Origin of the sequence: Pedobacter sp. (genome assembly GCF_965227205.1) — a bacterium.
GTDB lineage: Bacteria > Bacteroidota > Bacteroidia > Sphingobacteriales > Sphingobacteriaceae > Pedobacter.
The window spans coordinates 1,975,731-1,987,775 of the sequence record NZ_OZ245727.1 but is presented as its reverse complement, the minus strand read 5'-3'; the positions used below and the strand labels follow the sequence as shown (position 1 = coordinate 1,987,775).

8 protein-coding genes are annotated in these 12,045 nt (G+C 36.0%); 3 read left to right on the top strand and 5 right to left on the bottom strand.

Annotation, left to right across the window (positions count from 1 at the left end; genetic code table 11):
• Positions 1–57 precede the first annotated feature (57 nt).
• The 4 genes from ACO05K_RS08550 to lpdA form a co-directional block, all read right to left on the bottom strand.
• The gene (locus tag ACO05K_RS08550; RefSeq protein WP_421944022.1) at positions 58–621 is read right to left on the bottom strand and encodes a GNAT family N-acetyltransferase; all 564 of its coding nucleotides are present in this window, start codon (positions 619–621) and stop codon (positions 58–60) included.
• A gap of 3 nt (positions 622–624) precedes the next feature.
• Positions 625–1,464: an MBL fold metallo-hydrolase gene (locus ACO05K_RS08545; protein ID WP_421944021.1), complete on the bottom strand. Its 840-nt coding sequence runs from the start codon at positions 1,462–1,464 to the stop codon at positions 625–627.
• A 110-nt stretch (positions 1,465–1,574) separates the two neighbouring features.
• Entirely contained in the window at positions 1,575–1,904 is a 330-nt protein-coding gene (locus tag ACO05K_RS08540) for a DMT family transporter (protein ID WP_290242773.1), read from the bottom strand.
• A 1,029-nt stretch (positions 1,905–2,933) separates the two neighbouring features.
• Positions 2,934–4,322 (bottom strand): dihydrolipoyl dehydrogenase, encoded by a 1,389-nt coding sequence (gene lpdA / locus ACO05K_RS08535; RefSeq protein ID WP_421944020.1) that lies wholly within the window; start codon positions 4,320–4,322, stop codon positions 2,934–2,936.
• A 507-nt stretch (positions 4,323–4,829) separates the two neighbouring features.
• Here lpdA and ACO05K_RS08530 point away from each other — a divergent pair.
• The 3 genes from ACO05K_RS08530 (at position 4,830) to ACO05K_RS08520 (ending at position 10,687) form a co-directional block, all read left to right on the top strand.
• Complete coding sequence (locus ACO05K_RS08530) at positions 4,830–8,210, top strand: TonB-dependent receptor (RefSeq protein ID WP_421944019.1); 3,381 nt, start codon at positions 4,830–4,832, stop codon at positions 8,208–8,210.
• A gap of 844 nt (positions 8,211–9,054) precedes the next feature.
• Positions 9,055–10,380, top strand: a complete 1,326-nt coding sequence (locus tag ACO05K_RS08525; RefSeq protein WP_421944018.1) for a hypothetical protein — start codon at positions 9,055–9,057, stop codon at positions 10,378–10,380.
• Positions 10,322–10,687, top strand: a complete 366-nt coding sequence (locus tag ACO05K_RS08520; RefSeq protein WP_421946287.1) for a type IX secretion system membrane protein PorP/SprF — start codon at positions 10,322–10,324, stop codon at positions 10,685–10,687. The genes ACO05K_RS08525 and ACO05K_RS08520 overlap by 59 nt, the downstream gene beginning before the upstream one ends.
• A gap of 71 nt (positions 10,688–10,758) precedes the next feature.
• On the opposite strand, the gene ACO05K_RS08515 is transcribed toward ACO05K_RS08520, so the two are convergent.
• Entirely contained in the window at positions 10,759–11,940 is a 1,182-nt protein-coding gene (locus ACO05K_RS08515; RefSeq protein WP_421944017.1) for an AIR synthase related protein, read from the bottom strand.
• Positions 11,941–12,045: the final 105 nt, after the last annotated feature.

Genomic DNA, 12,045 nt, shown 5'->3' with positions numbered 1-12,045 from the left:
TTTAGATTAAATACAAATAAAATCTGAAATAAATTTCTGAAATGGTATTGAAATGATTTATCTCTGTATGTTATAAATCATGTGGTGGTATTCTGCGCCGATAAATGTTTTCTGTTTCACAATTTTAAAACCTTTGCTCTGGTAAAGTTTCAGGGCTTTTTCATTATTAACTTCTACCAATAGGCCTACTTTATTATGGTTGAGCTTCTTCGCCCATGTAATACCTGTATCGATGAGTTTTTTGCCAATGCCTTTTCCCTGCGCTTCGGGATTTACACTAATCGTATCTAAATAAAACTCGCCATCCTCAGTCTCTGGTTCTGGATTAAAGTTGGTTAACTGGTTGTTTGCTTTTAAATAATCCAGGAAGTTTTTGCGAAGCTCAAGAAGTTTGCCGCCATCATAAGCATTTAGCGAACCTAAAATCAAACCATCTTCCTCGTATACTAAGGTGTTCTGATAACTGTATTGATTGTCTGGTTGCTTGAAGAAATACTCGAACAAAGCGGTAGTTTTAGCTATGCCTTTTGTATTGCTAAACTTATTTGCCAGTTCGCCCATTGCCTGGATAATTAACGGAACAACAGCGGTAGCATCTTCTGGTTTAGCATTACGAATCATAAGTTAAATTTCGCTTAGCTTAAAAGTTTCTGCTACACGAATGCCTTTTTCGGTTCTTTGTAAGGTACAGCATTCATTTAATGGATCGTGTTCCAGAAACAAAATGTAGTTATTGTTTACCGCTTCTTCTAAAAAAGCTTGCTTTTCTGTCAAAGTTTTTAATGGAAACATATCGTATGCCATAACATAGGGTAGGGGTAAATGCCCAACAGAAGGAAGTAAATCTGCCATGTAAACAATGGTTTTACCTTTGTAGTTAATTTTCGGTAACATCATCGCATCGGTATGTCCGTATGCAAAAGTGATGTTAACATTATCTTGGAACTGGACGTTTTCCTGTTCTTCTACAAATTTCAGCTGACTGCTTTCTTGTATGGGTAAAATGTTTTCCTTTAGGAAAGATGCTTTTTCTCTCTGGTTTGGCTCAGTTGCCCATTGCCAGTGCTTTTCGTTACTCCAATAATTAGCATTTTTAAATGCCGGACTTAATTTCTCACCCTCACGAACTATTGCACCGCCAACATGGTCGAAATGCAGGTGTGTCAAAAATACATCTGTAACATCTGAACTTTGGAAACCTAGTGCAGCAAGTGATTTTTCCATCGAATCGTTACCATGTAGATAGTAGTGGCTGAAGAACTTTTCATCCTGCTTGTTGCCAATTCCGGTATCAATTAATGTCAATTTATTATTGTCTTCAATTAAGAGGCAGCGCATTGCCCAGGTGCAAAGATTGTTTGCATCGGCAGGATTGGTTTTTTGCCAAATTGCTTTGGGTACTACACCAAACATGGCGCCACCATCTAATTTGAATAATCCGGTATCTATTGTATGTAATGTCATCGCTTTGCTCGTTATTCGTTATTCGTTGAGTTTTCAGTTTTGCAATATAGCACTAAGCCACTCAATCAATCAAATTTAGAATGTTTTAAGCGATGGACAAAATTGTATTGTTAAGCCGATTTATCTGGTGTAACCATTTTTAAACCAACAATAGATAAAATAAGTAATCCGATAAAGAAAATTCGCCAGAAATTAGCGTCTTCTTTAAAATATAGTATACCGACTAATACCGTTCCAACTGCGCCAATACCCGACCAGATTGCATAAGCTGTTCCCAGTGGAATTTGTTCTATCGCTTTTGTTAAAAAAACAAAACTAATGATAACGCAAACCACAAAGCCTGTTGCCCATTTCCAATTTGTAAATCCTTCTGATAATTTTAATGATGTGGTAAATCCAACCTCGAAAAGTCCGGCAATAATGAGTAAAATCCAATGCATAACGTGCTCCTTATTTTTTAATGAAAATTTTGTTAGTTAATAATCGAACAGATAAAAGAGCTAAATGTTTTAATGGATGACCTTCTTTCGTCATTGCGAGGTACGAAGCAATCTATGCTTTATATTGTCAATAATTGATTTGCTTAATTTCTCGGCTAGCCGCCGAAGGACTTTTTCTTTTGTCTTGATACAAAAGAAACAAAAAATCAAGGCTTGGAACTGCTGTCGGATAAATTCGTCAAAGCTTTGATTAAGGCAACACATGTACCCGATGAAGAATCGGGCATAACGCGTTGCCTTGGCTCTGTGGTATTTGAAAGTTTCTGCAAAAGCTTTAACGTTTTATCCTTCCATCATTTCCTATGCCGGATTGCAGGGTAGAAAGAGCGATTGGCAATTCAAATTGCTACCAATTAAGTTTTGGAACAGGCAATTTGCGTCACGCTATCCCCCTTTGGAGGAGCCTGTCCCGACTATTCTGGAGGCAAGGGGAGGATTTTTAACTTTGAGGGGCAAAATCCCCTCCTTATTTTCAAGGAGGGGTTGGGGGCGGTTTGTAACTAATATCTTTTCTACTGGTGTTTCTCGGCTATCCGCCGAAGGTCATTTTCTTTTGGCTTAGCCCAAAAGAAACAAAAACCCAAGGCTTGCATCTTTTCTTGAATTTAGCTATCGAAATTTTAATGGCGATGATATGAGGCCTCCCTTGCGCAAATCCTTCGCATGCTGCATATCCTCTTGTTCTTCGGAAATTGAATGTTAGTGCACAAATTTCAATGCTTAATTCAGCGAAAATCTGCTATGCCGGATAGCAGGGTGGAAATAGCGATTGGCAATTTAAACTGTACCAATTAAGTTTTGCAACAGGCAATATGCGCCATGCTATCCCACTTTTGAGGAGCCTGTCCCGACTATTCGGGAGGCAGGGGGAGGATTTTTTTTACAATATCACTATTAATGTGATTACAGTTAGAACAAAAAAAGGGAGCTCAAAAAGAACTCCCTTTTAATATTATTAATAATATAATTCTATAAATGTATTACTTCTCCGTAAGCATCAGCAGCGGCTTCCATAATTGCTTCGCTCATAGTTGGGTGAGGGTGAACAGATTTAATCATCTCATGTCCTGTAGTTTCTAATTTACGAGCTACAACGATTTCTGCAATCATTTCGGTAACATTAGCGCCAATCATGTGTGCGCCTAATAATTCACCGTATTTAGCATCGAAAATTAACTTAATGAAACCATCTTTTGCACCAGCTGCACTTGCTTTACCTGATGCTGAGAAAGGGAATTTACCAATTTTCATTTCGTAACCTGCTGCTTTTGCTGCTTTTTCAGTATAACCTACTGAAGCAATTTCTGGTGTACAATAAGTACATCCCGGAATGTTGTTATAATCTAATGCTTCAACATGCTGACCAGCAATTTTTTCTACGCAGATAATACCTTCTGCAGATGCAACGTGAGCTAGCGCTTGTCCGCCTACTACATCACCGATTGCATAATATCCTTTTACAGACGTGTTGTAAAATTCATCCGTAACGATTTTACCTTTTTCAGTTTTGATGCCTGTTTCTTCTAAACCAATGTTTTCGATGTTGGCAACAATACCAGCTGCAGATAATACGATATCAGCTTCGATGGTTTGCATACCTGAAGCTGTTTTAACAGAAACTTTGCAACCTGAACCGCTTGTATCAACTGACTCTACAGAAGCAGAAGTCATTACATCGATACCTACTTTTTTCAAGCTACGTAACAATTGTTTCGATACATCTTCATCTTCAACCGGAACTACATTTTCCATAAATTCAACAATCGTAACTTTAGTTCCCATTGTTGCATAGAAATATGCAAATTCAACACCAATGGCTCCAGAACCTACAACTACCATGCTTTTTGGTAATTCAGGTAAAACCATCGCCTGGCGATAACCGATAATTTTCTTGCCGTCTTGTTTTAAGTTAGGTAATTCTCTTGAACGAGCACCTGTAGCGATGATGATATTTTTAGCTGTTAATTCTTTTTGAGAACCATCAGCACCTTTAACTTCTAATTTGTTACCAGGTTTTACTTTACCAGTACCCATAATAACATCAATTTTGTTCTTTTTCATTAAGAACTGAACGCCTTTGCTCATGCCATCAGCAACACCACGGCTACGTTTTACTACTGCAGCAAAATCGGCTGTAGCTCCTGCTGTTGTAATTCCGTAATCAGCTGCATGGTTAATATATTCGAAAACCTGCGCACTTTTTAAAAGCGCTTTTGTTGGGATACAGCCCCAGTTTAAACAAATACCACCTAAAGATTCACGCTCAACAATTGCAACTTTCATTCCTAATTGAGAAGCTCTGATTGCAGCTACATAACCACCTGGGCCGCTGCCTAAAACAATAACGTCGTAATTCATCTGTTTCTTTTTATTTTTCTTTTATCTGTCAGATGGAGCTTACCATAATTAAAAGTAGTTTCTAATTATGGATGGTTCATATCTATTTTAAAGAGATTTCTTTTAAATGTTTTGTAATTAAAGGTAATCTTAAGAAAAGAGCTTATTATACAATCCTTTCAAAAATATGGATTATCCGAATACCTATCACCTTTATTATTTGCCAAAACTAAAAAAATGTTTGTTAATAAACGATAATTGAAAAATTCGTTACAATAAGTTTATAATGGCCTAATTACCATTATTTAAAACTGCTTTTTTTATCAAATACATTTGTATGGCATCAAGTTATTGATAAAGTGAAAGTTAAATGTGAAAAGCATATGTTAATTGTTGAAAAGTTTTGAGATAATTAATAATAATTTAACATTGGATGTTAAAATGTGTTAAAAATTAATAATTACATTTGCGGCATAAAATCTTTCCCCGATTTATTATTCAACAAAAAACAAATTAAAAAAACAAAGTATGAAGAAATCTTTACTTCTAAGATTAGTACTCGTTGTTGTGGCTTTTGTGGGTATTACTTTAGGTGCACAAGCACAGGTAACCACATCGTCAATGACAGGAACAATTAAGGATAATCAGGGCGCTCTGCCTGGTGCTAGTGTAAAAGCTACGCATACTCCTACAGGAACGGTTTACAGTGTATCAACAAATAACGACGGTCGTTTTACGATTGGCGGTATGCGTGTTGGTGGACCTTATACCATTGAAATTAGTTTTGTTGGTTACAACCCTGCAAAACAAACAGAAGTTTACTTAAAATTAGGTGAGCCTTATGTAGTGAATACTACAATGGTAGATAACAGCTCTACTTTAGCTGAAGTAAAAATTGTTGGTACTGGTACAAGTACAATTTTAAATTCGAATAAAAACGGAACTTCAACTGTTATTAACAAAGCACAAATTCAAAGTTTGCCAACTATTACACGTAGTGTAAACGATTTAACTCGTTTAACACCTCAGGCTAATGGTACTTCAATTGGTGGTGGTAACTACCGTTCGAACAACTTTACTGTAGATGGTGCTAACTTTAACAATCAATTCGGTATTGGTGGTAACATCCCTGCTGGTGGTTCTCCAATTTCAATTGATGCGTTAGAGCAAATCTCTATCAATGTAACGCCTTATGATGCTCGTCAGACTGGTTTTACTGGTGGTTCTGTAAGTGCGGTTACTCGTTCAGGAACAAATACTTTTTCTGGTAATGCTTTCTACACGATGCGTGGTGAAGAGCAACAAGGAAAAAGAATCGGTGATTTCAGACTTGGAGCTCTTCAAAAATTGGATGAGAAAAACTATGGTTTCAGCTTAGGTGGTCCGATTATTAAAGACAAATTATTCTTCTTTGTTAACTATGAGAAGAAATTAACGATTGCTCCAGGTACACAAAGAATTGCTGCTACTCCAGGAAATCCATACTCAATAGCTAATCCAAACGTTGTTCAGGCATCTGAAACCTTTTTAAATCAAGTAAGTTCATATTTATTGAACACTTATAACTATTCTACAGGTCCTTATCAAGGCTACCAAAACAGAAGTGATAATGAGAAAATGTTTGCCCGTTTGGACTGGAACATTAACAAAAATCACCGTTTCAGTGTTCGTTATAACCAAGTAGAAAGTAAGTCACCTTCTTCTGCAAGTACATCTACTGGTGGTTCACCAATCGGATCTATAACTGGTTTTGCATACGCAAACGTAAGATCTGGTTCAGCAAGAACTGCTGGTTTACCTTTCTTCAATTCAAATTATTATCAAGCAGCTAACCTTTACTCTGGTGTTGCTGAGTTAAACTCAAACTTTGGTAGTAAAGTAACAAATGTTTTAAGAGCTACTTATTCTCACCAGAATGACCCTCGTACCACTGACGGAAATCCTTTCCCATTAGTTGATATTTTGGATGGCGTTCCAACAGGTAATAACTTTGGTAGTGTATTAACAACTTTTGGTTATGAGCCATTTTCTTATGGTAACTTAAGAGATGTTTCTACCTATACTTACAGTGATGACTTAAGTTTAGCTTTAGGTAAACACAACTTAACTTTAGGTGTTCAGGCTGAATTCAGTACTACTAAAAACGGTTTCCAACGTTTTGGTACAGGTTTCTACACTTTCAGAACATGGAATGATTTCATTACAAATCAAAGACCACTTCAGTACACTGTTACTTATCCGTTAACAGCCGATGGTTCTCAGGCTTATCCTAGCTTTAAATTCAATCAGTATTCAGCATATTTACAAGATGAGTTTACTGTAACTGATCGTTTAAAATTAACTGCTGGTTTACGTGTAGAACAAGCTACTTATCCAGATATCACAGAAGTTAGAACACATCCATTGGTGGCTGGTTTAAATTTCGGCGGACAAAGAGTTGATACTGGTGTTTTACCAGAAAACAAAGTTTCTTTCTCTCCTCGTTTCGGTTTTAACTGGGATGTAATGGGTGACCGTTCATTCCAAGTACGTGGTGGTTCTGGTATCTTTACCGGTCGTATCCCATTCGTATGGATTGTTTCTCAATCAGGTGATGCAGGTTTAATTCAATATACTCAAAGTTATACTGGTAACGCAGCTCCATTTTTCAATCCTTCAATTGCACCGCAATTATCAACTGCTGCTCCTGCAGCCGGAACTTCAATTCCTTCAGCTGGTATTAGTGTAATGGCTCCAAACCTTAAGTTCCCTCAAACCTGGAAATCAAGTTTAGCATTTGATGTTAAATTACCAGGTGGTATCGTTGGTACTTTAGAAGGTATTTATGGTCGTGATTTAAATGTTGCAGTTGCTAAAAACCTAAACTTAGTAAATCCAACTATTCAAATTACAGGTTACCCAGATGGTAGATTATTTTATCCAGTAAGTAACTCAGATAAATATATTAATCCAATTAACGCAGCTGGTTTACCAGTAGCAAACGGAACACCAAGCGGTGGTGCAAACGGTACTGTAACAGGTTTTAATACTATCCAAATGGAAAATGTTAAAGGTGGTTACAACTGGATGGCTACTGCTCAATTAACAAAACAATTCAGCAATGGTATTTCGGCAATGATTGCTTACACACGCTCTGACCAACGTAACTACGGTGATCAAAGTGGTGACCAATTAGCTGGTTTATGGAATGCTCCACAAACTCAGAATAATGCAAACATTCCAACTTTAAGTTATTCAAGTAACTTAAATCCAGATAGAATTGTTGCTAACGTTTCTTACAAGAAAGCATACTTTGGTAACTTAGCTACTTCATTCTCTTTATTCTATGAAGGTGCTCAGCAAGGTAGGTTCTCATATGCTTACAATGGTGACTTTAACCGTGATGGTGTATCAGGAAACGACTTAATTTATATTCCTAATGCTGGTGAGTTAACTGCTGCTTCATTTGTTGCAATTCCTGCAAATACTGCAAATTATTCAAGAGCATATAGTGCGCAAGAACAAGCAGACATTTTCGAAGCATATATTGCTCAGGATAAATATTTAAGTAAAAACAGAGGTAAAGTTGCTGAACGTAATGGTGGTGTATCTCCTTGGAGAAACCAATTCGATTTCAGATTAACGCAGGAAGTTTTCAAAGATTTTGGTAAGTCTAAAAACTCTTTCCAATTTACTGTAGATATTTTTAACGTTGGTAATTTATTGAACCGTAACTGGGGTAATGTAAACTTCGTTAACAATGCTCAGATTTTGGTTCCTCAGAATGTTAGTGCAATTAATGCAACTACAAGACCAACATATAGAGTTGCAACTGCATCTGGTGACATCGTAAGAGAAACGTTTGGTACTTCACAAACAATTTCATCTACTTACTACATGCAATTTGGTGTACGTTACAACTTTAACTAAGAAATTTAGTTACAAATAATATCAAAGCTTCCCGTTAATTCGGGAAGCTTTTTTTGTTTAAAAGATATTTGAAGTAAATGTGGTTTAATAATTGTAATATGATTTATTAGATTACAGTACTTTCTTTTGCTCAGTTTGATTAAAATAAACCTATTATATATAATTAGTTTATTTACCCTACCTATATTAATCTACTGAGGTAAATTCTGGTATGAAAAAGCAAAGGCATAAAATCATTCAAAATTGGATGATTATTGTGTTATTTGCTAATTCTATAGTGTAGAATTATTTTCTCATTACGTGTATTTTATTGCCTATTGGGGAAAACATTCTATATGTAAATTTCTTGTAATCAATCAATTTGGCGTTTGATAGCAGATATTTTATTTGGATTACTTTTTGATTATTCCTAAAAGTTGTATAGTCTGTTTGGCTATATGAATCAATCACCCTATTAAATATTTATTAAATCGAATTTACTTTTTCTAATTAACTGCTATCAAAATAAGCAAGGTTTAGTTATAAGCATTTCCTATTTGACATATTTTTTGGTAACGATTCAATCAGACTGCAACGGCATATGAATGGGTTTTCAGAACAAAATATATGTATAAGCTTTAACTAATTTTTAGAAGTAACTCCTTAAAAAAATCAATTAGAATCGTCTGATAAAACAACTATCGAAATCAATAAACTGTTGGTACTAGCTATTGTGTAATCATGCAATTTTAGATTAATTCTGATAAAATCTGGTAAACCAAGAATCTGGGGAATTAGAATCTGTATTCAGGTTGTAGCTATTCGTATTTCTCATGTAAAATTTGACTTTAAAAATTCAAGTACCATGATGAACAGCTTATTTCAGAAAATAAAGGTTAATTGTTTATTAGGCTGTTCTAGCATTTTAATGATGGTAATGCTTTTTAGTGCAACTGAATCGTTAGCCCAAAATACTTTAGAGTTTGCGAAAATTACCGGTGATGGCAATCCGACGGGGAATGGTCCTGTTATAAGTACTACCGTCAATTTTTTACAGAATACTAATAATCCCTCGGGTAATACATTTGCTTCATATAGTCCTGCTTTATCGGCAACCATTACATTTACCAATCAACAGTATGTTTCTAATGCTAATGCCGTTGCTTCACTGGCTGCAAGTGTTGTAATGGGACATACTGGGACTGCAGCAGATGCTATTTATACACCAAATGCATGGAATGGTAGTCCTACTAATAATGTTTTTACAAGTGTTAATTCTACTGCAGGTACAGGGATCAGTACCACAGATAATTATGCTCTTGGGGTCAGAAATTTTACCCGGGCAATTGGTGTACAGAATACCACAGCTAAAGTTTACGTTGGCCGTATGGAAGTTACTTTTAACCGTCCTGTTACTAATCCAATTATTCATGTATCGGGATTAGGGGGACGAGTTTTAGCATTATATTATTCAACCACTTTAGATTTGAATGTCTCACAATCTATTGCCACTTCAGCAATAAGTTTAATAATGGAGTCAGGAACGAGTAATTTTTCACTTGCAGGTAATTCTATGTCTAATAATTTTAGTGTAATGGATTTTAATGGAAGTGGATCGGTTAGGATTGTTGGTACAAATATTTCAAAGGTTAGTTTTGATGTTTTTCTTGACGGATGGGATGGTAATACCAATACTACTAATTATTGGTCAGAAGAGGATGCCTCTGGAGATGCTTTTGGTGTTTCATTTTCAGTATCAGAAACTAAACCAAGTGTAACAGGTACCGTTTATAGAGATAATAATGGTAATGCAACCATTGATGGTGGCGGTACAGGCGGAGGAGTTTGGAATACGGCCAATACACTTTATGTAAATGCAGTTGGAACAAATGGCAATGTGGTGGCAACTGCATTGGTTTCCAATTTTGGTGTTTTTACTTTTCCTGCCGAAGGAAACTTAATTGAAGGGCAGACTATAACATTTCAATTAAATCAAAATCAAGGGGTTGTAGGGCAACCTGCACCACCTAAACAATTGCCGAGTGGTTGGTTAAGGGTGGGTGAGAGCACTACTTCAGGGCCCAATGACGGCACACCAAATGGTGAGTTTACACTTATCATAGGAACAGCCAATAGTCCCAATACTAAACACAGATATCTTATTAAAACCTTCATTTTTATTAAAAGATGATCGAGGTGGTCCAACAAGTTTGGATTTAAATGCCTTTTTAATATTATCAGATAGGCTTTGGATTGGTGGCTCTTATAGAACGGGCGTAAAACTTTACAATAAAAACTACCTGCAGAAAGATTTAAGTAATATTAATTCAGCTGTTGCTGCATTGCAAATAATGCCAACTCAAAATTTACGATTGGGTTATGCATACGATTTTTCGATTGGCCCTCTGCAAGGGTATAGTAGTGGGACACACGAAATTTCAATAAGCTATTTTTTCAACAGAAAAAATGTAAGGATGCTTAGTCCTAGGTATTTTTAAAATCGATTATTCTAAAAAAAATAAAGGTGCTTTAAATTTAATCAAAGCACCTTTATTTTTTAAATGTTATTTTAATTGTAGATAAACGTTCCTTTATCGCTTTCAATTGTTACCTGTTTTTTATCGCTCTTCTCAACACGACCGATAATTTGTGCATCAATATTAAAGCTTTTTGATATTGCGATAATGTCTTCAGCGATTTCTTGTGGTACATAAAGTTCCATTCTGTGCCCCATATTAAAAACCTTGTACATTTCTTTCCAATCCGTGCCCGATTCTTCTTGTATCAATTTAAATAAAGGTGGCACTGGGAAAAGGTTATCTTTTATAACATGTACATCATCATTAACAAAATGTAAAACTTTAGTTTGTGCACCACCGCTGCAATGTACAATACCATTAATTTTACTTCTATGTTGTTCTAAAATTTTCTTTATAACAGGTGCGTAAGTGCGGGTAGGAGATAGTACCAGTTTTCCTGCTGTAATTTTACCATAACCTTCCACTTCAATCTCATCTGTTAATTTTTTGTTGCCAGAGAAAACTAAATCGAAAGGAACGGCAGGGTCAAAACTTTCAGGGTAGTTATTAGCTATTGATTTATCGAAAACATCATGACGGGCAGAAGTTAAGCCGTTCGAACCCATTCCGCCGTTGTATTCTGTTTCGTAAGTTGCTTGTCCGTAAGATGCTAAACCGACTACAACATCACCTGATTTAATGTTATCGTTGCTAATAATGTCTTCACGCTTTAAACGACAAGTTACAGTAGAATCAACAATAATAGTTCTAACCAAATCACCAACATCGGCAGTTTCGCCTCCGGTAGAATAAATTGAAATTCCTTGTTCGCGTAAATCTGCTAAAATCTCTTCCGTTCCGTTAATAATTTCGGCAAGTACTTCGCCTGGAATTAAATTTTTATTGCGGCCAATTGTTGAGGATAAAAGAATGTTATCTGTTGCGCCAACACAAATCAAATCATCAATGTTCATTATGATGGCGTCTTGTGCAATGCCTTTCCATACCGAAATATCGTTGGTTTCTTTCCAGTAAACATAAGCTAATGATGATTTTGTTCCGGCTCCATCAGCATGCATAATGTTACAGTATTCATCGTCAGCTCCTAAAATATCAGGAATGATTTTGCAAAATGCTTTTGGGAAAATTCCTTTGTCAATATTTTTGATGGCATTGTGCACATCTTCTTTTGAGGCAGAAACACCCCGTTGATTGTACCTATTATCACTCATGTTGGCACAAAGATAGCTTTTTAAGCTGAAAGACTAAAGCTGAAAGGCCAAAGGTTTTTAGAGATGGAAGATGTTTGATGGAAAGTGGGTAGTAGGGAATAGATA

Coding starts and splice junctions, on each gene's coding strand:
- ACO05K_RS08550 (WP_421944022.1), bottom strand. CDS start 621: ATGATTCGTAATGCTAAACCAGAAGATGCTACCGCTGTTGTTCCGTTA.
- ACO05K_RS08545 (WP_421944021.1), bottom strand. CDS start 1,464: ATGACATTACATACAATAGATACCGGATTATTCAAATTAGATGGTGGC.
- ACO05K_RS08540 (WP_290242773.1), bottom strand. CDS start 1,904: ATGCATTGGATTTTACTCATTATTGCCGGACTTTTCGAGGTTGGATTT.
- lpdA (WP_421944020.1), bottom strand. CDS start 4,322: ATGAATTACGACGTTATTGTTTTAGGCAGCGGCCCAGGTGGTTATGTA.
- ACO05K_RS08530 (WP_421944019.1), top strand. CDS start 4,830: ATGAAGAAATCTTTACTTCTAAGATTAGTACTCGTTGTTGTGGCTTTT.
- ACO05K_RS08525 (WP_421944018.1), top strand. CDS start 9,055: ATGATGAACAGCTTATTTCAGAAAATAAAGGTTAATTGTTTATTAGGC.
- ACO05K_RS08515 (WP_421944017.1), bottom strand. CDS start 11,940: ATGAGTGATAATAGGTACAATCAACGGGGTGTTTCTGCCTCAAAAGAA.